Raw genomic sequence first — 23782 nt, 5'->3', positions numbered from 1 at the left:
TTCATGAACGAACAGTATTCAGCTTATTCCTGCGTCTCCACATAGCGCAGTTGTAAGTCATAACACATAATGATACCACATATCCGCATATAAAATAACCCCGCCCATTGAGGTTATGGAATTGGAGCTGATTTAGAGGAACTCTTGTTTCATGTTTGTTACAAAAAAAGAACCTCCGCATCCTATCGATGCTGGAGGTCCATATGATCCTTCTATTGGACCGTAACCTTCATAATTACACTTTCTCTTGTGCCGGAACTGTTAACCAGCTCCGCACGATATTCATACACGCCTGCTGTGCGGTTCAATACAGATGTCACGGCTGACTGGGCATTTGGTGTATTTGCGCTTAGAGGCTGCGTATCGACCAAGACACCATTTTCATAAAGACGGTAAATTGTCGCATTCATTCCCCACCATAGATTCATAGTCACATTATAATTCCCGTCACCATCCCAATTATCATTTGATAACACCGGAACGCCGGGAGCCGCGTCTTTCACCGTTACCACAAGCGGACTGGAAACCGTTGTTCCCCAAGAATTGATAAGCTCTGCAGTGTAGGTATAAGTCCCGTTTGCTTTTCCAGTCAGATTGGTCACCGCATTTTGCGCCTCTGGGGAGTGATCGGCAAAAGCCTTGACATCAATCAGCTTGCCGTTCTCGTACAGCTTATAGCTGGTTCCGTTGTTGCCCCACCATAGATTCATTGTGATCTGGTAGTCGCCATCCTGCAGTCCGGTGTCATAACCGCTATTGCTGGACAGCACCAGCTTCCCGGGTACACCCGTCGCCTTCTGCGGACCGCCTACGATCTGGATAGCCGGTGCCGGTGGCGCCTCCATTCCCGTCCCCAGATAGAAGCCCGGATGCGGCGGCTGATTATAGCCTACGTTCTGCCAGGCCACCGCCAGGCGGTAGACCGGATCTTGCATCAGCGTACGGATCCGGTAATCGGTCAGCATGGTGGTGGTGTATATCCGCAGCTCCGTGCTATCGGCGGAACGCCACATGATTTCCTCGCGCCAGTCGCCATACAGGTCTGCTTGCAGGCTGGGATTGGCTTTTGTCCCGTTGTTCGAGGCCGCTCCCACGGCTTTTAACAGATTGCCTGACGTCTGATTCGCATAGTCCCATTTATCCACCCGGTTGTCATCCATCAGCTCCCGCAAAAGATCGCCATCCCACCATACCCCGAAGTTCGTTGAAGAAGGCAGCGTATTGCTTATCAGTTCCCCCTTGGCGCTGTATATTCCGGTGACCGGAATTTGCTGCCCGTTTGTAATAGTTGCCGCCCAGACCTCTTCTCCCAAATGATTCGGATCAATGTCTGCCGACATCCCCCGGCCTGTATCAATACCTGTATACACACCCCACAGCGCTTCGCCGGTTGCCGCGTCACGCATTTCTATGCCATATTTGGAATCTACATGCTCATGTACATCAAAAACCTCCAGGCCCGGTCTTGCCGGGTCCAGATCCCCGAAGTGAATGGCATCGCCATGACCGAGCTTTGTGTTATACAGCGGCTGGCCGTCATCATCAATCGCCATGGCCCCGAACGTAATTTCATCCTTGCCGTCCCGGTCCACATCACCTATGGATAAGTTGTGGTTGCCCTGGCCCGTGTATTCCCCATTCCCTTCGTCACTAGAATCAAACCGCCATACCTTGCTCAGTTTACCATCCTTGTAGTTATAGGCAGCCAGCACCGTCCGCGTATAATAACCACGGCTAAAAATCACACTGGGGTGCTCACCGTCCAGATAGGCCACCGCCGCCAGAAACCGGTCCACACGGTTGCCGTATGCGTCGCCCCATCCGCTCACATCGCCGCGTGGCGGGTCATACTCCACCGTATCTACTGCCCGGCCAGTCATCCCATCGAATACGGTCAGATATTCATTCCCGAGCAGCACGTAACCGCTGCTGTTACGGTAATCCGCCGCGGCATCACCAATCACTGCACCTTGGCCATCGATCGTGCCGTCTGCGGTTTTGAGCATCACCTCTGCACGGCCGTCACTGTCCAGATCATAGACCATGAACGGGGAATAATGGGCCCCAGCACGGATATTCCGTCCAAGGTTAATCCGCCAGAGACGGGTTCCGTCCATTTTGTAGGCATCCATATAGACAATGCCTGTGTAGCCTGCCTGAGAGTTGTCCTTGCTGTTCGAAGGTGACCACAGCATGACAATCTCATATTTCCCGTCACCATCCAGATCCCCTACACTCGCGTCTCCGGCATTGTAGGTGTAAGGCTGGCCGTCCTTCGTATAATCATCTGCAGGCTTCTGGAGCGGCACAGACAGATACTGCTGCTGCCATACACCGAATACTTCCGAAGCGGATTGCTCTGCACCATTTAATACGGCTTTTAATATATATTTGGAGTCCACTGTTCCCTTCGCATCAAGCAGATTCGTACTGCTTGTCAGCGGTTTTACATTTACTTTTTTTCCATCACGGTACACATTGAAAGCTATCGAATCGGGATCAAGCCCCAGCATCCGCCAGCTGAGATACATTCCTTCATTCGTCTTGACCACAACCGGCGCACGGTCCAGGTTTTCCATATTGCGGAAGAGCGTGGTTACAATCGGGGTCTCCAGCATAGCGGACAGCCCGGAAATTCCACCCGCATTGACGGAGGCCACTTTATAATAATAGGGAATCGTACTTAGAATGGTACGGTCCGTATAAGACGCCATCTTCGTCTTGCCAATCAGGACATATTCGCCGCCAGCGGATTTTGACCGGTACACATTGAACATTTTGGCATCCCCAGCTTGGTTCCAACGGAAGCTAACATCATTTTTGTGTACGGCCTGCAGCTCCAGACCGCTTGGAACAGCAGCTTTGGCTACGGATGGGTCAATCATTGATACCAGCAGAAGGTTGGAAGCCACCGACTCCAGTCCGGTGCTGTCCAGCGCAGTAACGGAGTACTGGTAATCCATCCCAATATCGGCTGTAGAGTCTGTAAAAGTCAGACTAGCTGTTTCCCCCAGAAGCTCTGCACTCTCAGCTACTGTGGCCTTTCGGTACACCCTATATTTAGCGGCCCCGTCGATACCTGCCCAGGAAAGGGTTGTTGTTACCGGATCATGGTGAAGATCCAGCTGATCCAGCTTGAGATTCGCCGGCGCCAGCATTAGTGGTGTAATCTCTACTCCGTTAAGATGAGCGGTCGTTCCACTGAACACCAGATTCATCTGGCCGTCTTTGATGGAAATCTGGCTGTACTCCTTCTCAGCTATACTCCCCTTACCGGAAGAAATGGTTCCATAATCTTTCCCTTCGATCGATACGTTTGTTTTGGTAGATCCGGTCCAGTCACCGGTATATGTCTTGACGGAGTAATAACCATTCGGCATATCTACCTTGAATTCATAGGACCCGCCAAAATAAATGACGAAATCCCGGCGCAGCGCATCCGTTCCGTCCCCACGGTCACGGTCGCTCATCCCGGCGCTTGAAGTCAGGCCATAACCCAGCTCCGGCGTATAAAGTACGCTTCGGTTCACTTCAGTGTAACCTGCAGCGACTGGTGAACCGGCAGGTCCAAAATCATAACGGTACCGGGACTGCTTCGTAGTCAGTGTCAGCGGATCGGAGGGTTCCGATTCCCCCCGTCCGTTGACTGCTGTCACTCTCACTGTATAGCTCTGGCCTTCAGCCATTCCGCCTACTGAAATCGATGAAACTGTGGCAGAGCCAATCATGGTATAAGCAGATGGATCGGCTGAAGCCAGTTTGCGGTAGATTTTGTAGATATCTGCCCCTTCTACTGCATTCCATTTCAATACGGCACCTGCATTACTGACACTGCCGGCCGCCAGGCCTGTGGGCTTCACCGGAACTGCAGCAGGGGGTTCACTCTCCCGGACCTCTCCAGATAACGGGATGTCCAGAGCCGCGATGCCTCCGGCAATCAGGCGGGCCATTTGAATGGCCCCATATTCCTGGAAATGGGTATTGTCACTTGATCCAGCCGGAAAAGCCGCATAAACACCCGGGTCCGTATATAGGAATACAGCCCGCGTAGCTTCAAATCCGATTGAGTTGTAATAAGCCACACTGCGCGAGCTTAGATCTACCAGCTCTACGTTAAGCTCAGTGGCGACCTCTTTCATCGCCTGCACGTATTCCAGGAAGCTGACATTAAATTGGCCCTTTTCAGCGTTATAATCCCGGCGGCCCATTGGCGTCAGCAGAATCGGCGTAGCTCCACGCTGCCTGGTCCCTTGAACGTAGGTTTTCAGATAATTTTTGTAATCAGCTGGTGAAGCATAACGATCAGGCACGCTGATCGTAGAATCGTTATGTCCAAACTGTACGAGAAAATAGTCACCCGGCTTAATCTCCCGGAGGATCTCATCCAACCTGCCTTCCACAATGAAGGACTTCGAGCTGCGCCCCCCAATGGCATGATTATTGAACTCAACCGCTGTGGTAAAAAATTTGCCAAGCATCTGACCCCAGCCCGCCTGTGGCTTCCAGTACGGATCATAGGTCTGTACTGTAGAATCCCCGGCAATGTATACCGTAGGCTTCTCACCGGCTGTGCGTTCAGGCTGTTTTTTGATCACAAGCGCATTGAGTACGGGTCTCGTGCCGGTAAATACGAAATTCATCTGACCGTCGACCAGCGCAATATCGAAGCTCATTTCCAAATACTCTCCCGCATTCTTGCTGGTAAGCTGTACCTTCTGCATGCTTTCTACACGGATAGCCACATTCGTACCGCCGCTGCTGTCACCCGCGATTAGAGATACCGTATAATCACCATTCGGCACATCGATATTGAACCCTGAGTCCTTAACGACTACAAAATCCGTTCTTAAAGCATCCGCCGTGCCTCTGTCAGCTCCGCTTACTTTGGACGTATCCGTGAATCCATATTTGCTGTCCTCGGAGTAGGCAGTCCCGGCCTCGACCTTCAAATAACCGTCTGCTGCGGCACCCGGCCCGAAATCAAGGGCATATTCGTTTCCCTGCGGCAGCGGGGCAGGCGGTGTGTCATTCGTGCTCTCCACAATGACCGGACCACTAAGTTGCGACTCCACACCTTTATCATTAATAGCGGTTACAAAATAGGAGTAGTGACCACCTTCAACAACTTCTTTGTCCGTATAACTTGTATCCGCCGTCGATCCCAGCTGCTGAACCGCACTGCCTGTCTCGCCGCTTCGATAGACCTCGTAATAGACCGCATTCGTAACGGTGTTCCAGTGAAGCGAGACGCTTGATCCGTCCACAGCAGTAACCGTAAGTCCTTCCGGTGCCGAAGGGGGCTGAGCACTCGCCTTTTGAATAACAAGACCGTTTAAATACCCGCCAGCCCCCGTTCCTGACACCCCTAAGGTCAATTGCCCATCGAGCACTGTGGTATGGTAGTCCGACTGATTCACCTTCTGCTTACTGGTAATCGTTCCGGCCGCGGCTCCTTCCAGGGTAAACGTGGTTTGGGTAGTGCTGGTACCCGTAAGCATATCCCCGGAATAGACAGTGACATCATACTCTCCGTTCGGCACATCTACCAGAAAAGAGTAGGACGTACCCAACACAAAATCATTGCTTAACCCGTCACCCCCCGAACGGTTTCTGGAGGCCACAGCCTGGTCTAGACCATATCCCAGCTCTCTGGTGTACAGCAAAGCTTCATGAACAGCAGTGTATCCTTCCATTACCGGACTTGATGCCGTACCAAAATCATACCGTAGCTCCAGCTGCGAGGCCTGCACCGATGCACTATCCCCCTGCTCAGCCCCATACACAAGCGCCGGAAACAAAGTGGAACATATCATCACCCATGATAAAAGAAGCATCACCGTATGGTTGCTCTTACGATTTCTACTCATCTTCTGTGATTCACCCGCTTTCAATTTTTAAAAGCCTTTGGATCACTCGCTCGAAGTGTAACCGCTTTCCAAAAACAAACCAGATGCTTCTTCTTTTGCTACTCCAGCTACGAAATTCCTACTGCTTACACTCCCCGCTGCACCCGCTCCCTTCGAGATCCAGTTCAATTGAGCTCTATGAAATGTTTTACCAGAAAGTTACAGCTTCAAATCGATACTACCATTTGCCGGTACCCCTGAACATTTAAAAATCCGATCTTTTCATACACTAAACCGATCTGTTTGCGGCCGCTCAGGACGTTTGGCTCAGCGTTGAACACAGACTTAGGCCATTGGATTCACCCATTTTCTAGTGGTGTTGCAGCACAAAAAAAGCGGAGGAATTCTCCCCCGCTCCTTCACTCTTATGAAAGTTTAAGACTAATCTACAATTTCAGCAGTATCGCCATTATTGGCACCTGCAGCATTAGCTTCGTCGGTGTCGATATGCATGTCAAGCTTGAAGTTATCGGATACGCGTGCAAGCACGTTCTCAAGTACCAGACCACGTTCGCCGCCAAGGCGTACCTTCAGCAATTGCTTGTCGGCAATGCCCCAAGCTTCAGCTTCAGAAGTATGGAAGTGGATGTGGCGTGCTGCCACGATGACGCCTGTTTCCAGCTCAACTTCGCCGGCAGGTCCTTTGATCGTAATTCCTGGGGTGCCTTCAATGTGGCCGGATTCGCGGACAGGGGCTTTCACGCCAAGGCTGAATGCATCTGTGCGGGAAACTTCCAGCTGTGATGCTGGACGGACAGGGCCAAGAATTCTGACTTTGTCAAATTTTCCTTTGGTTCCAATCACAGCTACTTGCTCGTTTGCTGCAAATTGTCCGGTTTGGGAAAGCGATTTGAACTCAGTCAATTGATAGCCTGGGCCAAATAACGCTTCTACATGCTCCTGCGTAAGGTGAATATGTCGGGCCGACACACCTACGGGTACAGTCTTGCTCATTGTAATGTCACTCCTTGTATTTTCTCTAGTATCTGTACAAGCCATTGAACATTATACATCTATTTCTTTGAAAATAAAAAGATCCGCTTCACAAAGAGAGATCTTTTTTCGGCATTTTGCGATATTGGAACAGGATTGTCAAAAAATCGCCACTTACCGGCTGAATCTTGCAGTTCAAGGGTGGCTTGGTTTCGACGGCAGATTTGTTGCAAGAAATGTCAGTGCATTCCCGTGCAGCCACCCCTGTACGTCTTCCTCAGGATAATGTGCCAGCAGCAATTCGGCGAATTCTGCATATTTCCCCGGATGCTCAAGGCCTTCTACCCAGACATCAATGCCGTCAAAATCCGACCCGAACATAATCTGCCTGGAACCGCCAAGAGAACAGACATGCTCGATATGACGCAGCACATCCTCCGCCTTCGCTCCCCCTCCATCCCGGACAAACCAAGGAACAAAAGTCAGCCCGATCCGCCCGTCCAAATCCACCAGCGCCCGAATCTGCTCGTCGCTCAAATTGCGCGGATGTCCACATATTGCAGCAGCGTTGGAATGCGAAGCAATAAAGGGGCGTGTATTCCGCTCCGCAAGCTCCCAGAAACCAGCTGGCGCGAGATGCGATACATCCAGCAGCATGCCGCTCCTGTTGCACCATTCAATCAGCCTGCGCCCCTGTTCCGTAAAACCGCCATTCCGTGGCTCCAGTACGCCGTCCGCCGCCCAATTTGCATAATTCCAGGTTAGGCCCATAAAACGCACACCCAGTTCAAAGCATAACTGGGCATAGAACAGGTTGCCCTCCAGACCGTCCACGCCTTCCAGTGAGAGCATTCCCCATCCTGTGGGTCCATCAGCCATTTCCGTTGTCTCCTCCTTCCAGCGAAGCCACTGCAGGCCGCCTGGAGTGGCCACTTGTGCCCGGAACGATTCAATTTGTCCCAGAATTCGTTCAAAGCTCACTTTTTCCCGCTGCGCAGATAAAAAGATTGCAAAAATCTGCAGTTCGACACCACCCGCCAGCAAACGTTCCAGAGTTACATCCAGCCGGCTGTCCTTCGTAAAGTCGATATCCGGAGATGCCTGCAGCTTGCTTAGCACATCACAGTGAAAATCCGCCACTTTTAATTTCCCGTTTCCCATCCCTGCATCAAACCTCGCTTTCGCTTTGGCTATAGGTCTATTACAAAGCACTATTACAAAGCATATGCTGCAACAATCCATCCTCCGACTTGGAATCCTAAATTAATTATATACAGCAAAAAACCTGCTTACCGAAGTAAACAGGTTCATTCCAAAAGTTCACGAGGATGGTTAATCCCATCCCTTAAGACTATTTATTATCTGGGTTCTACAATCAGTTTAATCGCGGTCCGATCCTCTCCATCAATCACTATGTCTGTAAAAGCTGGGATGCAGATTAAATCTACACCGCTAGGTGCAACAAATCCCCGGGCAATGGCAACTGCTTTGACGGCTTGGTTCAGTGCTCCGGCTCCAATGGCTTGCAGCTCGGCCGTTCCTCGTTCACGAAGAACACCCGCTAACGCGCCGGCGACGGAATTTGGATTGGATTTAGCTGATACTTTTAATACATCCATAGTAAGTACCTCCCCTGGGAAAATGATGGTGTTCTTCCACTACTGTAGATGTTATTCGCGCTAGAAGAATTAATTCCTTCTTTTTGCGGACCATTCCGGAGAAATTAGGACAAAAGATACTCTTTTTCGATATAATAAATATCACACTTTACCCAAAACCAACGATTTTTCCCGAAAACCCTATTTAATTGTAATTCAGCTTAACTCATTACCCATTCGCCTTCGCGCAGCCGGATCTTCTCCACACGAGTGGCTTTACCCGTAGCTTCGTCAAGGTCGGCGAACAATCCATGCAGCATCCATTTGCCTTCATCCACCACAAACCTTGCCGGAAGCTGAGTAGTAAATTTATACAGCACCGCATCCTTTTCCATACCCAAAATTCCTTCTCTTGAACCAACCATCCCGGCATCTGTCAAGTATGCAGTTCCTCCCGGCAGGATGACCTCGTCATTGCTCTGGACATGGGTGTGCGTTCCAACCACAATGGAAGCCAGTCCATCCATGAAATAACCCATCGCTATTTTCTCAGATGTTGCTTCAGCATGAAAATCAACAAGGATGCATTTGTGCTTCTGCCGAAGCTCTTCCACAATCTCTTCACCAATACGGAACGGATCATCAATGGCCGGCAAAAATGTACGTCCCTGCAGATTGACAATCGCGAGCTGTTTGCCGTTTGCTTTGATCACCGTGTACCCGCGGCCTGGCGTTCCCGGAGGAAAATTAGCCGGACGGATGAGGCGCGGCTCGTCATCAATAAATTCAAAAATATCTTTGTTGTCCCAAGTGTGATTCCCCATTGTAATGCCATGTACTCCCCAATTGAAGAATTCATTGGCAATGGCAGAGGTAATTCCCCGGCCGGCAGCAGCATTCTCGCCGTTTACGATAATAATATGCGGCTGATATTTATCCTTCAGGGAAGGCAGCATTTCGCGAAGCGCTTTTCTGCCTGTATTCCCGCAAATGTCACCAATAAAAAGTACTTTAATGATATTCTCCTCCTGAAAGAAAAAAGGCCCCGCAGAGGGGCCGATTTCCTTGGTTATTTTGCGTATTCTACAGCCCGTGTCTCGCGGATTACTGTAACCTTGATGTGACCTGGATAATCCAGCTCACTCTCGATCATCTTCGTAATATCACGTGCTAGACGGAAAGCTTCTGCATCGTCAATCTTCTCAGGCTGCACCATCACGCGTACCTCGCGGCCCGCTTGAATGGCGTAGGATTTCTCCACACCCTCGAAGGATTCGGAGATCTCCTCCAGCTTTTCCAGACGTTTGATATACGTTTCCAGGGTTTCGCGGCGTGCGCCAGGGCGTGCGGCCGACAAAGCATCAGCTGCTCCAACCAGCATGGCAATAACCGAAGTAGCTTCGCAGTCGCCGTGATGGGATGCGATACTGTTGATAACCACTGGATGTTCCTTGTATTTCTTCGCCAGCTCGACGCCAATTTCCACGTGCGAACCTTCCACTTCGTGATCCAGCGCTTTGCCGATATCATGCAGCAGTCCGGCGCGTTTTGCAAGCACGATGTCTTCCCCAAGCTCACCGGCCATCAGTCCAGTCAAATAAGCAACCTCCATGGAGTGCTTGAGTACATTTTGACCATAGCTCGTACGGAATTTCAGACGGCCCAGGATTTTGATCAGATCTGGATGCAATCCGTGAACGCCAACCTCGAAGGTAGCTTGTTCACCGTATTCACGAATCCGCTCATCCACTTCCTTACGGGACTTCTCTACCATTTCCTCGATCCGAGCCGGATGGATACGACCATCAGCTACAAGCTTCTCAAGTGCCGTACGGGCCACTTCGCGGCGAATCGGATCAAAGCCTGACAGAATAACCGCTTCCGGAGTATCATCAATGATGAGATCAATACCAGTGAGGGTTTCCAGTGCACGAATATTACGGCCTTCGCGGCCGATAATCCGGCCCTTCATCTCTTCATTAGGCAGTGTTACGACCGACACGGTTGTTTCCGCCACATGATCAGCTGCACAGCGTTGGATCGCCAAGGTAATAATTTCACGGGCTTTTTTGTCCGCTTCTTCTTTGGCCTGCTGCTCAATTTCCTTGATCATCTGAGCGGTTTCATGGCGAACTTCCTGCTCAACATTGCTGAGAATGATACTTCTGGCATCATCGATGCTCAGATTAGAGATACGTTCCAATTCAGTAACTTGATTCTTGTAAATAACGTCAATTTGCTGTTGTGTTTCGTCAATTCGTTTCTCTTTGTTAGCTACTTGTTCTTCTTTTCGTTCGAGCGATTCCATTTTTTTATCCAGCGATTCTTCCTTTTGCAGCAAACGTCTCTCTTGCCGTTGGATTTCATTCCGACGTTCACGAGTTTCTTTTTCAGCTTCGGTACGGATTCTATGGACCTCGTCCTTAGCTTCAAGTACCGTTTCCTTCTTCAGTGCTTCTGCCTCTTTCTTCGCGTTCTCTACGATGACTACGGCTTCTTTCTCAGCACTGGAAATCTTAGCTTCTGCAAGGGATTTACGAATAAAATAACCGAATCCAAAGAATAATGCAGCTACAACGAGAACGATTATGACCCAGATTGCAGTTTGCATTCTGTTCACCTCCTCGTTGGTTCCTCCAAGAACTAGGCTTGGGAATTTGTGCAGTTGTTAAACTAATCCGTTCATCACCATACAAAAAACCGGTAATACACCGATTGCCATACTGCACATGCTGCACATGCACACTGCCCGCCTTATCCGGCGATTACATTTCATATGAGTTGTACGCGAACCGCTTCATAAGAGTCTGCTTTTTGGGAAGGAAAAAGGATATCTTATTTATGCCGATTCATGTTATATTTTATTATTTATAAAAAGACATTGTCAAGAGAGTCGATAACTGCATTAAAGTCAAGACAATCAGTCAGGGAAGTAAATATCCTCATCTTCGCCCTCAAAATCCTCTTCCTGACGCAAAATATTCAGCACCTGACGCACCATATCCCCGGAAAACCCCCTCCGCATGAGGAAAGCTCCGGTCTTCCTCCGCTTGTCATTCACATCTCCGCGGATCAAATTCCATTTCTTCCTTCCCGTCTGCAGGGCACTTTCCAGCTCCTGTTCAGGGGTAATATTCTCCAATGCCTCAGAAATCAGCGACTTGTCGATGCCCTTCTCACGCAGTTCCTGGCGGATCCACAGCTTGCCTTTGCGTTGATTCGTCATTCGCTGCTCCGCCCATTGCTTGGCGTATAAGGGATCATCGAGCAGACGCTCCTGCTGCAGACGCAGCAGAACTTCAGCAATAATAGTCTCCCCTATTTCCTTCTCCCGTAAACGACGGGCCATTTCCTGAGACGTCCGCGGTTTGCGCTCCAAATAGCGCAAGCCCTCCACATAAGCCCGCTGCCGCTCATCAGCTACAACGATCTCCTCCAGATCGGTCTTCATGAAGGAGCTACCCGTAATCATCCGGTATTTAATCATGACATCTTCATGAACGGCCAGCTGATATGCACCAAAATGTATAATATAACGGTGGTCTGACTTCTTCTGACGCTCCACACGCGTAATTTCGAGTAATTCATCCTCAGGAAAATCCGCTAAGATCTGCTCGTCCTGCTCTTCAGGTTCAGGATTTAATTGGATTACCATAGCTGCCCTATCACCTCATTGCTGATGTAAATCATATTTATTTACGAAAAAGCGCCCTGCTATGATTATTCACAGGGCGCCTGAACTCTTACCTAGTATTCAATTACAAATGATTGAATATCAAGTTATTCGATTTCAAGCAGGAGCTTTTCTTCTTCCTCTTGCTCTGCTACTACTTCAGATTCCGTAGGCGCAGCCACAAGCGTTGACAAATTGCTCGCTTCACGAATTTTGTTCTCAATCAGAAGAGCAATATCCTGATGCTCCTTGAGGAACTGCTTAGAATTCTCACGGCCTTGTCCAAGACGTTCACCTTCATAGGAATACCAAGCACCGCTCTTGTTCACGATATCCATCTCTGTTCCTATATCTACAAGGCTTCCTTCACGGGAAATGCCTTCACCGTACATAATATCTACATCTGCCTGTTTGAATGGAGGAGCCACCTTGTTCTTCACGACTTTAATCTTGGTGCGGTTACCCACAACATCATTGCCCATTTTGATGCTCTCTACACGGCGCACATCCAGACGTACGGAAGAGTAGAATTTCAGTGCCCGGCCGCCAGGTGTCGTTTCCGGGTTACCGAACATCACACCGATCTTCTCACGAAGCTGGTTGATGAAGATAGCAATGGTATTGGATTTGTTGATTGCCCCCGACAGTTTCCGCAAAGCCTGGGACATCAGACGTGCTTGCAAGCCTACATGGGAATCCCCCATGTCCCCTTCAATTTCCGCTTTTGGAACCAGTGCTGCCACCGAGTCTACTACGATGATATCAACCGCGCCACTGCGCACAAGTGCTTCAGCGATTTCAAGGGCTTGCTCACCAGTATCTGGTTGGGATAACAGCAGTTCATCGATATTTACGCCAAGCGCTTTGGCGTATTTAGGATCAAGTGCATGCTCGGCATCGATAAATGCAGCTTGTCCGCCTGACTTCTGCACTTCTGCAATAGCGTGCAGGGCAACAGTTGTCTTACCGGACGACTCTGGTCCATATACTTCAATAATACGTCCCTTAGGAAGTCCGCCTATACCTAATGCAATATCAAGTGCCAAAGATCCGCTAGGTACGACTTCCACTTTCATGTGAGTGGATTCTCCCAATTTCATAATCGAACCTTTACCGAATTGTTTTTCTATTTGACGAAGCGCCATATCAAGCGCCGCACGACGATCTGACAATCAGACCACTTCCTTCACTGTTTATAGTATTATAATAACGTGTTTCGGAGGTCTTGCCAAGCTTTTTTTCGAACATACATTCGTTTTTTTTGTCCCAAGGAGGGTTGCTCCCTTTTATTGTAAGCCTCCTTCCGGATCTGACGCTGGGCCAGATTATTCATTCACCGGATGTCGGACAGTACCTTCTTACAGGGACAGGCTGCAGTTCATTACATAAGAATAAAACAAAAAACCGCAGCAAGGATATCTCAGTGCCACGGTTCTTCCGTATGAACAAATTATATACCGGACGGGAAGGTTATTGCAAGGCTGACCCTTCAAGCGGTGTAGCTACCTTACGTTCCTCCAGCCTGCGCCAGAGACGGTATAAAAGAGCCTTGACGGTTCGCAGGCGGATATTTTCGCGAGTGCCTTTAAGATTAAGTTCATAGACTTCCGTAGGCCGGCCGCGTTCAGCCAGTCCGATAAATACTAACCCTACCGGCTTGCGCTCGGAATATCCCGGACCCGCTACACCAGTAACCGACAATCCAAAGTCGCTGTCAGCGGTCATTCTCACTTGATCCGCAAGCACCTCAGCTACTTCCCGGCTGACTGCGCCCGGGGCCTCCGGACCCTCCAGCAGCGCTGCAGGCACGTTCAGCAACTTCTTCTTCATATCATTGGAATAGCACACGATCCCTCCGAGGAACATAGACGCGCTGCCCGGAATATTTGTAATGCTCTCCATTAGAAGGCCGCCAGTACAGCTCTCCGCCGCACTCAAAGTCAGGCCGGCATCTGCCATCCAATCCACAATCAGCTGTTCAAGCGGCACATTAATATTGGCATACATGTGCTCCGGCAGAATCTCCTGAATGGACTTTTCAAGTACCTCCAGCTTCTCCATAGCTTCCCGCTCCGAAGGGGCTTTGGTGGAGATACGCACCGTTACCTCACCCTCCTTGGCATATGAAGCAATGGTCGGATCGCTCTGGTTCCGGATTAGATCAATCAGTTTATCTTCAAGGAGCGACTCCCCGATACCGGCAAACTTCAGCATTTTGGAGTATATCGGCATTTCATCCGTCAGGGCATGCTGCTGCAGCCAAGGCTTCGCCTGGCCTGTGAACATAGGCTTCATCTCGCGCGGAGGTCCTGGAAGCACAATGTAAAACTTTCCACCATCGGAAAAAGCAAGACCGACAGCCAGCCCCGCTTCATTGGGGAGTGGTGTTGTTCCATCAATAATCAGTGCCTGTTTCCGGTTGTTTTCGGTCATAATAATTTTGCGTTCATCAAAAAACCGCTGAACATGGTCCATGGCAAGCTGGTCTATATGCAGACCGCGGCCTACGGATGCAGCTAAGGCATCTTTGGTAAGATCATCTTCGGTCGGACCAATCCCGCCGGTGAACAGAATAACATCCGCACGACTGCGGGCAATTTCGATGGCTTGCTGCAAACGGCTGCTGTTGTCTCCAACAACGGTCTGAAAATAAACATCGATTCCGAGTGCGGCCAGCTCTACTGAAAGAAACTGTGCATTGCTGTTTACAATCTGTCCGAGCAAAAGTTCTGTGCCGACGGCAATAATTTCCGCTTTCATCGCTGGCTTTCTCCTCCTGAATGTACATAATGAATGATTCTGTTGTGCAGTTCAATTAAGCGTTGTGAAGCTGCAACAAATCTTTGTTTTTCACGAAATAGTCAACACCTGAATAGATGGTAACAATTGCCGCTGCCCAGATCGCAATATCATCTACAGGAATGCTGACAAATTGAAACGGGAAATTGTTGAGCAGCAGAAGGGAAATAGCGACAATCTGAATCACAGTTTTAATCTTGCCCCATTTGCTGGCAGCAACCACTTTACCTTCTAGAAGTGCTACTTGACGCAGGCCCGTTACAGCGAACTCACGGCTAATAATGACGATAGCAATCCAGGAGTCACATCTGCCCAGTTCTACCAGGGAAATCAGTACAGCCGAGACCAGCAGCTTGTCCGCAAGGGGATCGAGAAGCTTGCCCAGATTGGTGACCATGTTGTATTTCCGGGCTATGTAGCCATCTATTCCATCCGTACTGGCTGCAAGCAGAAAAATCACTGCCGCGATCAGATGATTAATGGAGAGCTGGAACGAGCCCCAATGAATCGGTTCCGGATAAAAGCTGAAATTCACCAGCAAAAAAAACATCATAATCGGGATGAGGCAAATTCGGGCAAGCGTAATGCGGTTAGGCAAATTCACAGAAGTTCCTCCCTTGATCCATACGAATCCGATAATCCACTATTTTCTTGAAAACTGCTTAGCAAGTATATTATAGCCCTATGTAAGTGTCAAAAAAAACACAAAGCACCCCGCAGGCGAGATAAGCACAAGCAGTGCGGGGTACAAAATCTTACTTTAAGTTGTTGAATTGCAGATCCAGCGGCAAATCTGCTTTGCGTAGAAGCTGGATAATCTGCTGCAGATCATCACGGCTTTTGCCGGTTACGCGGATTTGGTCCCCTTGAATCTGACTCTTCACCTTCAATTTGGAATCACGGATCAGAATGTTGATTTTTTTGGCATTCTCCTGATCAATTCCCTGTTTGAGTCCCAAACGCTGCCGTACAGACCCCAGTGAGGCAGGCTCAATTTTGCCAAAATCCAGATTCTTGAGTGTAATTCCGCGTTTGACCATCTTCGACTGTAAAATGTCAATGACGGCATTCAGCTTGTATTCATCCTCTGAAGCGATGATAAGTGCGTCCTTCTCCAGCTTCAGACTACTTTTGCTGTTTTTGAAGTCAAAACGGTTATCAATCTCCTTCTCCGTCTGATGAACGGCATTGGTTAACTCCTGCATATCCATCTTGGATACGATATCAAATGAACTTTCAGAACTCATAAATCCACTTCCTTTGTTTACAAATATTCTTTTCCTATTATATGAGAAAGGATCTCTTAAGTCTAATTATGGGAGGACTGCGGGGACCCGACATACAAAACAGCCCCACATAGTGGAGCCATTCTTGTATGCACAGATGATACTCCCCTTATCTTAGGGTTCGGGAGACGCTGTTTGCGGGCTACTGTCTACTGCGTGAGGGAGCCCGGAACATATCCAGAATCCCCAGCAGAACATGTGCCAGCCCAAAGCCCAGAATTCCATAACCCCAGGCACTCGGTGTCAGATAATATCCGAGGAGACTGACGATAATGCCCAGCCCTGTTACGATCCAGCTAACGGTCATGAGAGAATACACCTCACTTTGGCGTAAGAACTGTAAATCAGTCATAGGTTCTCCAAAAAGCCAAAGTCTATACCCGGGCCGCTCTATTCCGTAGTCGTGCCCTCTTGAGTAGCAGTTGTGTCCTGACTTCCCGTTGTACCCGTGTCCGTTGTACCGGTGTCCGGTGCTCCAGTCGTACCTGCAGCCGACCCGTCATTCAGCTCCAGAAGAAGCCGGGATGAAGTTTTGCCATCCGTAATTACCTGTCCGTTAACTGTGATCTGTGTAGCAGGAGAGTACCCGGATTTGATATACATCCCTTCACTGTCAAGGGTGAAGCTCATATTGTCACCAGCGGCAGTATTGCCGAAGCTCAGCTTCTCTCCTTTGGAATTCTCGCCCTTGTATACCTCAAGCCAGCTCACACCGGTCGCAGCAATCTGTACCTGAACCGCACTTCCGGCAGGGGCAGAAACCTTATACACCGTTGTTTTACCGGATTTCCTGTCCTGTGTGACCGTAACCTCCTGAGAGGATGGCGATGGAAGCGGAGTCGCTGAAGGAGCTATTGTTGCCTCCGGAGTCGCTGTACCAGTGTCTGTTCCAGCCGATGCAGAAGGTATGACCGCTCCTCCCCCCACAGCTGTCGGCGAAGGCTCAACCTTCGATGGATCTTGTGTTTCACTGGTTATGTTGGCAGGCTCTGTCTTGTCGGGATCTGATTTGTTATTCATATTGGAAGAGGCGTACAGATATATCACCACAATAATGATCACAGGAAAGGTCCACATCAAAACCGTAGGCAGCCACTTCGCATTCCGTTCCGTTTCAGGTCTGCGGCTGCGCTTCTGAATGACCGTCTCCATTGTGGTATCTACCGGAGCGGCAGGTACATTTCCATGTTCCTCCATAAGCTCGTCAGGATTCACGCCAACGGCCTCCGCATAGGTTTTGATGAATGCCCGGACATAAAAACTTCCCGGGAGCACTTTATAATCCTCCGCTTCGATGGCCTCTAAATATTTTTTGCGAATTTTCGTTACTTCCTGGACATCATCGAGGCTCATCCCTTTTTGCAGACGCGCCTCCTTCAAATGCCGGCCAAGTTCCGACATACCATCACCTCCTAAATTATGTGTGTTTATAGATCATCACTGTAGCTCGTCGTGAACGAGTCGTACAATATCTCTTCGTTCGGATTATTACGCAGCTCGATAATAATATCAAAATCATCATAGCTGTATTCTGATTCCCGCACAAAAATATCCGGGTGCTCGATCACCTTCGTGCTTGGCATGCTCATCACATTCTGGAGCAGGCTATAATGCTTCTCATTGGAGCGGATCGTGCTGACGATGCCGTCAATGATGAAGACGTTATGGGGATTCATTTCGTCCTCAGCAAGCTGGCTACGTACCGTCTGCCGCAAAAGTGTGGAAGAAACAAATGTCCAGCGCTTCATGGCGCAAACACTGCCGGCGATGATCGATTCTGTCTTACCGACACGCGGCATACCCCGAAGACCTATAACCTGATTCCCTTCTCTTTTAAACAGTTCCCCGAGAAAATCAACAAGCAGCCCGAGCTCGTCTCTTGTGAAACGGAACGTCTTGCGGTCATCGGAGTCGCGGTCAATATAGCGTCCGTGCCGCACCGCCAGCTTGTCTACAAGCCGCGGGGAACGTAGAGCGGTAACCGTTATATTATCCACCTTTTTGAGCATTTCGCCCATCAGCATGATTTTTTCATCGTCACTTGTTTCCAGCAGCATACCACGGGTCTTGCCTTCAACCCCGTTTATGGTCAGGATATTGACCTCCAGCATTCCGAGCATTGAAGCGATATCACCAAGCAGACCGGGTCTGTTCTTATGTATCTTATACTCCATGTACCATTGTTTATATTCCACTTGTTACACCTCATAGGTTCCTTTTCCCTTAACTTTGCGCCATACGTCAAAAAAAGCCGGCTTCGGCAAAGTGTTCTGAACACGGGTCATGTTAATGATATATAAAATAAAATTGAAAGGCAAGGTCACTGCTGTAATAATTACAGAAAAGCTCCCGCGAGGGGAGCTTGTTCCGTGAGCTATGCGTTTTTCTTCGCCAGCTTGACCATAAGAGAAGCAATGGTATGCTTCTCATCCTCGTTGCCGACATCCCACAGCTCTTTGATCGCCCGGTTGGAGTAGTTACCGGGATCGACTTTTTTATCGAGGAATTCCCCAATTTCAAAAGCCAGCTTGGAAATGGTTTCTTCACTCATCCCCATTTTTTCAGCCTGAATGACCCGGTCTCCCAGAAAGCTTTTCCAGGTATCAAAGTTTTTCACTACGGAGTCTGTTGACATCTTAAATCCTCCTCAAATTGTTTTGGGTTACGTGAGATTTAAAAGCAACAGCTATAATATGTCTCCGCGGGGATATTCTTATGCTGGAGCATTTCTCCAAGCAGCCTCATGATCAAACATCAGGTAATCCAGCCGCCGTTCGGACTGATGATCTGCCCCGTGATATACCCGGATTCAGGAAGCGCAAGAAAATAGACCAAAGAGGAGATTTCTTCGGGCGAAGCAAGCCTGCCCGCAGGAATTTCCTCTTCAAGCATCCGCAGCTCTTCCTCCTGCAGATAGGAAAGCATTGCCGTATGAACAGCTCCTGGCGCTACAGCATTAACCGTTACTCCAGAAGGGGCCAGCTCCTTGGCAAGTGCTTTGGTAAAAGCATTCACCCCGCCTTTGCTGGCAGAGTAAGCCACTTCACAGGAAGCACCGGAAATCCCCCAGACAGAGGATACATTAATAATCCGCCCATAGCGTTGGGACACCATGTACGGCATAAAAATCTGACTGCACAGAAAGGTGCCTTTGAGATTGACCGCCATAATATCATCCCATTCTTCCTCAGTGATGTCTGCCAGCATCCCGTAATGGGCCTTACCGGCATTATTCACGAGGATGTCCGGCTGCAGCCCACTGCTCTCCAGCCTTTCTGCCATGCGGACTAACTGGCTGCGGTCTTTCATATCCGCAGCCACTGTTAATACCTTGGCCCCATGCGCCATACAGCGCCGAGCCACATCATTTGCTGCTTCATGCGAGTTCATGTAATGGATGACAATGTTCATGCCTACAGATGCAAAACGCTCGGCAATAGCACCGCCGATTCCCCCGCTGCCTCCTGTAACGAGTACCGTCATTTCCCCTATTGGCTTGCTGTTCTCTCCCGAAAGTGCCATTAAGGACTCACCACAAGCGATACGGCGAGCTGTTCCCAATCCACATGCGAGCGCAGACGAGTGTTAACTTCTTCAAGTGTAATCGATTCATAAAGCGGAAGCACTTCAAACAAATCTCCTCCGCGGAACTGATAACGTGTGAATTCGTGAGCAATGCTCTCTGGCGAATTCAGCATACGAAGATAGCCTCCGATTTTCTTTTTGCGGGCCCGTTCGAAATCTTTCTCCGCAAAGCCAGACTCCAGGACATGGTTGATTTCATCCTTTATCCGCTCAAGCAGCAGATCAGGGTCCTTGGTATCTCCGCCGATAGCTGAGAATGCATATTGCGGGGAACTGTTGAATTCATGCCCGAAGCTGTCAGAGATGAGTTCCTCGTCATACAGCTTCTGGTAGAGCCCTGTACTGCTGCCCAGCAGCAGATCGAGCATCAGTTTGGTCGTCAGATCATGGCGCACCGCCTCTTCCCCTGACAAGCCTTCCACCTTCTCCTTGAAGCCAAAAAGTATCTTGGGCATAGACACAGCAAGCTCACTTTCCTTCACTTTAGTAGCCACCTGTGCCGGCTCTTCCTCGAAGATTCTTTCGATTTCACCCTGCTTGCCGTAATCTTTGCGGCTCTGATTGGTACGGATCAACTCAAACACCTTCTCCGGATCGACACCGCCCACAATAAATAACAGCATATTGCTGGGGTGGTAAAAGGAATTGTAACAGGTATACAGCGTTTCTTTGGTAATGGTACCAATGGATTCGATGGTACCGGCGATATCAATATGGACCGGATGTTTGGCATACATCGCTTCGATTAATCCGAAATAGACACGCCAGTCCGGATTATCCGCATACATGTTGATTTCCTGGCCGATAATGCCTTTTTCCTTCTCCACGTTCTCATCAGTGAAATACGGATGCTGCACGAAGTCCACAAGCGTACTGAGGTTCGTCTCAATGTTTTCCGTTGCAGAGAACAAGTAGACCGTCTGGTCAAAGCTTGTGAATGCATTCGCTGAAGCTCCATTGGAGGCAAAGGTAGCAAAAATATCACCTTCCGGCTCCTCAAACATTTTATGCTCCAGAAAGTGAGCTATGCCGTCAGGAACGGTTGTTTCTTCTCCTCCGGCCACTTTAAAATGATTGTCCACAGAACCGTATTTGGTTGCAAAGGTGGCATAGGTTTTGAGAAAAGCAGGCTTCGGCAGCACATACACCTGCAGTCCGTTATCCATAACCTCGTGATACAGCGTTTCTTGAAGTTTCTCGTAATGGATCTTTTCCACCGCTATTCCTCCTTCCCTGTCAGGAAATAGATCGTATCCAGTTCAAAGGTGCCCGCCGCAGCCTTAACATCTTCCATACCCGTATTGTCCATCTGGACCATGAGCTCCTGGGCTGAGCGTTCTTTTCCGGATAATTGGCGGTTAAAGTCAAAGGAAATCATCTCAAACGCTGAATCCTGAATTTCAGAGAGCAGATTACGGATCATGGCTTTGGTCTGGCTTAGCTCCAGATCACTGATATTCCCAGTCTTCAGTTCATCCAGCTGCTTACGGATAATCTCTACAGCTTTGTCGTAATTTTGTGTCTCTATCCCCGATTGAATTGTTCCAATGCCCTTATGCCCGTCGTAGCGCGAGGATGCATAATAGGCCAGGCTCTCTTTCTCACGCACATTCACAAACAGTTTGGAGTGGGGGTAGCCTCCCAGAATGCCGTTATACATAAGTGCAGAAGCGTAACGGTCGTCCTTGTAGGTAATCGAGGTGCGGAGCCCCATATTTAACTTGCCCTGATTGACATCGAGCTTCTCTTCCACAGTGCGGACCTCTGTCACCGATACCGGTGTAAAGTTGGAGGAATACGCTGCAGTCTCGCCATGAGCACGGCCGAAATGACGATTGACCAGCTTCTCCACTTCCTCTGGAGTAGTGTCACCTACCACGTACAGATCAAGAATGGCTCCCTCCAGCCAGGAATTATAGGACTGATATAGGGATTCAGGGGTAATGCTGTCCAGATCAGCTCTTTGACCCAGCGGGTGAAGCCGGTAGGGTTCTTTGCGGCACATTTCCTCAATACAGCGCTCAGCCGCATACCGGATTTTATCGTTGACGATGGCTTCCAGCTTCTTGCGTACAGTTTCGCGTTCAGTGGCTACATAAGAAGCACGGAAGCTCCCTTCCTCGAGCAGAGGCTTCGTCAGCACATCTCCGAGAAACGCGAACGATTCTCCCAGCAGGCTTTCCTTGCTGTGGACGAAGGAATCATTGATCGTATCCATACGAAACTGGACGATCTGATAATCCCCTCTTTTATAAATATCGAAGCCAAATCCGGCACCGTACAGTTCCTCCAGACGTTCACGGAACTGAGTGGTTTCAGGATAATTCGCAGTACCTCTTCGGAGCACAAAAGGTACCAGCGCTGTCTTTGTAACCGTACTTTCGTCAAGCGGAATGCCGGCATAGAGCGAGATGGCGAATGTCTTGAACGCCTTGGTTGGAAGCACGTGAATACGCATTCCTGCAGCGCTGCCATGTTGAAATACAGTATTTGTCAAGTCCAAAACTCCTTTGCGGCGGGAATAACTGCTATACATTGCTGAACTTAATAATGTTGGCAATCTCTATTCTTAAGTTCACTCTCTATACAACAAGTTTATGAAGTATTATCCATTCTAAACCATTCCAAAGTAAGGAAGCAACCGGAAGCAGGTTACCGGTTGCTCATAGGTCCTTTTTATACGGAATGGCCCGACATTATGCTGCCTAACGGCTACATGCAGAAAATATGCTGGCCGATCGTCTTTACCTGCGGACGGGACCAAATCCATTTGGAAGTAGCTGTTTTCGGATTGAAGTAATAAATACAGCCACCCGAAGGGTCCCACCCGTTAAGTGCCTGCTGCACGGCTTTGCGTGCTTGTTCATTAGGCTCTAGATAAATCTGTCCATCCGCAACCGCCGTGAAGGCTCCCGGCTGAAAAATCACACCGGAAGGCGTCTTTGGAAAGTTTGGTGATTTCACACGGTTCAGGATGACTGCAGCTACGGCCACCTGTCCTTCAAAGGGTTCGCCACGCGATTCTCCATATACCGCATTTGCCATAATCTTGAGATCATTCTCCGATAAGCCCATTGCATCCCCTGATGTCAACTCGGCTGAATTCGAAGTGCCGGTATTTTCACTGGTTCCGGTCTTTTGGGCAGTACTCGTTGACGCTTCTGTTGGCTTCCAGGCTTTGGTGGCATTATACAGCTTCAGCTTTGTTTTTGCACCGACTATGCCGTCTGCTTCTATGCCAAATTTCCATTGGAACCAGGTTACTGCGTTCTTGGTTTTTGTCCCGAATTGACTATCTATGGCTCCGTCATAGTATCCAAGATGCTTCAACCTTCCCTGCAGTTCATAGACATCTTGTCCAGAAGAGCCCACTCTAAGCGGAACTGTTCCGAATGCCGGCAATGCCTCTTTCTCAGACAAAGTGCTTTCCATCATTACAGATGCGTTATTATTCTGATTAGCGTAAACTGCTCCATTGGTTTTATAAAGTAAACCTGTAAACGGAGCAGTTGCCAATGCAAGGGTTAGTACGGCAAATATCCACTGCTTGTGCTTTTTCATTGGGATCGCTCTACCTTTCTCTTGTAAGTTCAGCATGGATGGCTAAAGTTATTATGACGACTGGCAGGGCATCCTATGCATTAAGAAAGATCTTCAATAAAGATACTGCTTTCCTTGATTCTCACAGTAAAGAAAATAAAACAAGGGGCTGTCTCATAAGTAGATTTTCAAAAAAAAGAAACAGCCCATATGTATTCAAGAGGCAGTAAAAAGACAGCAAGGCCGCGATTCTCCTGTTATTGGAGAATCGCGACCTTGCGTTTTTGGTCCACCGTGGCTTGCTTCAGCATATTATGGGCAAGCGAAAGCCAACCGACCTCAAGCGTCACTTTTTCCATGCCGCGAAGCAGAAAGCGCCGGAAGCCCCGGTTATTCTTCAGTTGTCCAAATACGCTTTCCGGTTCCGTCATTCGGCGTACGGCCAGGGCATAACCTTCCTCG

Annotated in this window: 20 protein-coding genes; all 20 read right to left on the bottom strand. The window is 49.1% G+C overall.

Going from position 1 to position 23782, the window contains the following annotated elements:
- Positions 1–212 precede the first annotated feature (212 nt).
- Positions 213–5867 (bottom strand): rhamnogalacturonan lyase family protein, encoded by a 5655-nt coding sequence (locus tag A3842_RS33645; RefSeq protein WP_074103353.1) that lies wholly within the window; start codon positions 5865–5867, stop codon positions 213–215.
- A gap of 420 nt (positions 5868–6287) precedes the next feature.
- A complete protein-coding gene (gene pduL / locus A3842_RS26985; RefSeq protein WP_074088217.1) occupies positions 6288–6860 on the bottom strand; it encodes a phosphate propanoyltransferase in 573 nt (190 codons plus the stop codon).
- Between the two features lie 174 nt (positions 6861–7034).
- The gene (locus A3842_RS26980) at positions 7035–8000 is read right to left on the bottom strand and encodes a dipeptidase (RefSeq protein ID WP_074103352.1); all 966 of its coding nucleotides are present in this window, start codon (positions 7998–8000) and stop codon (positions 7035–7037) included.
- 197 nt (positions 8001–8197) lie between these two features.
- Positions 8198–8458: a stage V sporulation protein S gene (locus tag A3842_RS26975; RefSeq protein WP_036656334.1), complete on the bottom strand. Its 261-nt coding sequence runs from the start codon at positions 8456–8458 to the stop codon at positions 8198–8200.
- A gap of 200 nt (positions 8459–8658) precedes the next feature.
- Positions 8659–9453 (bottom strand): TIGR00282 family metallophosphoesterase, encoded by a 795-nt coding sequence (locus A3842_RS26970; RefSeq protein WP_074088234.1) that lies wholly within the window; start codon positions 9451–9453, stop codon positions 8659–8661.
- A 53-nt stretch (positions 9454–9506) separates the two neighbouring features.
- A complete protein-coding gene (rny, locus tag A3842_RS26965) occupies positions 9507–11048 on the bottom strand; it encodes a ribonuclease Y (RefSeq protein WP_074088215.1) in 1542 nt (513 codons plus the stop codon).
- 309 nt (positions 11049–11357) lie between these two features.
- Positions 11358–12092: a regulatory protein RecX gene (locus A3842_RS26960; protein ID WP_074103351.1), complete on the bottom strand. Its 735-nt coding sequence runs from the start codon at positions 12090–12092 to the stop codon at positions 11358–11360.
- 125 nt (positions 12093–12217) lie between these two features.
- Positions 12218–13282: a recombinase RecA gene (gene recA, locus A3842_RS26955; RefSeq protein ID WP_074088213.1), complete on the bottom strand. Its 1065-nt coding sequence runs from the start codon at positions 13280–13282 to the stop codon at positions 12218–12220.
- Between the two features lie 298 nt (positions 13283–13580).
- On the bottom strand, positions 13581–14870 hold the full coding sequence (locus tag A3842_RS26950) for a competence/damage-inducible protein A (RefSeq protein ID WP_074103350.1): 1290 nt from the start codon (positions 14868–14870) through the stop codon (positions 13581–13583).
- Between the two features lie 55 nt (positions 14871–14925).
- On the bottom strand, positions 14926–15513 hold the full coding sequence (gene pgsA, locus A3842_RS26945; protein WP_074088211.1) for a CDP-diacylglycerol--glycerol-3-phosphate 3-phosphatidyltransferase: 588 nt from the start codon (positions 15511–15513) through the stop codon (positions 14926–14928).
- Between the two features lie 151 nt (positions 15514–15664).
- A complete protein-coding gene (locus A3842_RS26940; protein WP_074088209.1) occupies positions 15665–16156 on the bottom strand; it encodes a YajQ family cyclic di-GMP-binding protein in 492 nt (163 codons plus the stop codon).
- A 181-nt stretch (positions 16157–16337) separates the two neighbouring features.
- On the bottom strand, positions 16338–16502 hold the full coding sequence (locus tag A3842_RS32730; protein ID WP_167374677.1) for a hypothetical protein: 165 nt from the start codon (positions 16500–16502) through the stop codon (positions 16338–16340).
- An 83-nt stretch (positions 16503–16585) separates the two neighbouring features.
- Entirely contained in the window at positions 16586–17596 is a 1011-nt protein-coding gene (locus A3842_RS26935; RefSeq protein WP_074103349.1) for a RodZ domain-containing protein, read from the bottom strand.
- 26 nt (positions 17597–17622) lie between these two features.
- Complete coding sequence (locus tag A3842_RS26930) at positions 17623–18390, bottom strand: DUF3388 domain-containing protein (protein ID WP_074088204.1); 768 nt, start codon at positions 18388–18390, stop codon at positions 17623–17625.
- Between the two features lie 179 nt (positions 18391–18569).
- Positions 18570–18830, bottom strand: coding sequence for a DUF3243 domain-containing protein (locus tag A3842_RS26925; RefSeq protein ID WP_074088202.1), 261 nt, complete (start codon positions 18828–18830; stop codon positions 18570–18572).
- Positions 18831–18949: 119 nt separating this feature from the next.
- Positions 18950–19717: an elongation factor P 5-aminopentanone reductase gene (gene ymfI / locus A3842_RS26920; protein WP_074103348.1), complete on the bottom strand. Its 768-nt coding sequence runs from the start codon at positions 19715–19717 to the stop codon at positions 18950–18952.
- Positions 19717–20997 carry an EF-P 5-aminopentanol modification-associated protein YfmH gene (gene yfmH / locus A3842_RS26915; protein ID WP_074103347.1) on the bottom strand — a complete coding sequence of 427 codons (1281 nt, stop codon included), beginning with the start codon at positions 20995–20997 and terminating at the stop codon, positions 19717–19719. Before yfmH ends, ymfI begins: the two co-directional genes overlap by 1 nt.
- 2 nt (positions 20998–20999) lie before the next feature.
- Complete coding sequence (gene yfmF / locus A3842_RS26910) at positions 21000–22238, bottom strand: EF-P 5-aminopentanol modification-associated protein YfmF (RefSeq protein WP_371916025.1); 1239 nt, start codon at positions 22236–22238, stop codon at positions 21000–21002.
- Between the two features lie 254 nt (positions 22239–22492).
- Complete coding sequence (gene sleB, locus A3842_RS26905) at positions 22493–23341, bottom strand: spore cortex-lytic enzyme (RefSeq protein WP_074103345.1); 849 nt, start codon at positions 23339–23341, stop codon at positions 22493–22495.
- 236 nt (positions 23342–23577) lie between these two features.
- A partial coding sequence (locus A3842_RS26900; RefSeq protein WP_074103344.1) for a transposase occupies positions 23578–23782 on the bottom strand: 205 nt, incomplete at its 5' end.

This window comes from Paenibacillus sp. P3E (assembly GCF_001909045.1).
In the GTDB taxonomy this organism is placed as follows: Bacteria; Bacillota; Bacilli; order Paenibacillales; family Paenibacillaceae; genus Paenibacillus_AQ; species Paenibacillus_AQ helianthi.
The sequence above is the reverse complement of the archived record's forward strand: the minus strand, read 5'-3'. Positions and strand labels throughout refer to the sequence as shown.

What these genes read in the sequence shown, in the direction of transcription:
- A3842_RS33645 (WP_074103353.1), bottom strand. Translation starts at nt 5,867, where the DNA reads ATGAGTAGAAATCGTAAGAGCAACCATACGGTGATGCTTCTTTTATCA.
- pduL (WP_074088217.1), bottom strand. Translation starts at nt 6,860, where the DNA reads ATGAGCAAGACTGTACCCGTAGGTGTGTCGGCCCGACATATTCACCTT.
- A3842_RS26980 (WP_074103352.1), bottom strand. Translation starts at nt 8,000, where the DNA reads ATGGGAAACGGGAAATTAAAAGTGGCGGATTTTCACTGTGATGTGCTA.
- A3842_RS26975 (WP_036656334.1), bottom strand. Translation starts at nt 8,458, where the DNA reads ATGGATGTATTAAAAGTATCAGCTAAATCCAATCCAAATTCCGTCGCC.
- rny (WP_074088215.1), bottom strand. Translation starts at nt 11,048, where the DNA reads ATGCAAACTGCAATCTGGGTCATAATCGTTCTCGTTGTAGCTGCATTA.
- A3842_RS26960 (WP_074103351.1), bottom strand. Translation starts at nt 12,092, where the DNA reads ATGGTAATCCAATTAAATCCTGAACCTGAAGAGCAGGACGAGCAGATC.
- A3842_RS26950 (WP_074103350.1), bottom strand. Translation starts at nt 14,870, where the DNA reads ATGAAAGCGGAAATTATTGCCGTCGGCACAGAACTTTTGCTCGGACAG.
- A3842_RS26940 (WP_074088209.1), bottom strand. Translation starts at nt 16,156, where the DNA reads ATGAGTTCTGAAAGTTCATTTGATATCGTATCCAAGATGGATATGCAG.
- A3842_RS32730 (WP_167374677.1), bottom strand. Translation starts at nt 16,502, where the DNA reads ATGACCGTTAGCTGGATCGTAACAGGGCTGGGCATTATCGTCAGTCTC.
- A3842_RS26935 (WP_074103349.1), bottom strand. Translation starts at nt 17,596, where the DNA reads ATGTCGGAACTTGGCCGGCATTTGAAGGAGGCGCGTCTGCAAAAAGGG.
- A3842_RS26925 (WP_074088202.1), bottom strand. Translation starts at nt 18,830, where the DNA reads ATGTCAACAGACTCCGTAGTGAAAAACTTTGATACCTGGAAAAGCTTT.
- ymfI (WP_074103348.1), bottom strand. Translation starts at nt 19,717, where the DNA reads ATGGCACTTTCGGGAGAGAACAGCAAGCCAATAGGGGAAATGACGGTA.
- yfmF (WP_371916025.1), bottom strand. Translation starts at nt 22,238, where the DNA reads ATGCGTATTCACGTGCTTCCAACCAAGGCGTTCAAGACATTCGCCATC.
- sleB (WP_074103345.1), bottom strand. Translation starts at nt 23,341, where the DNA reads ATGAAAAAGCACAAGCAGTGGATATTTGCCGTACTAACCCTTGCATTG.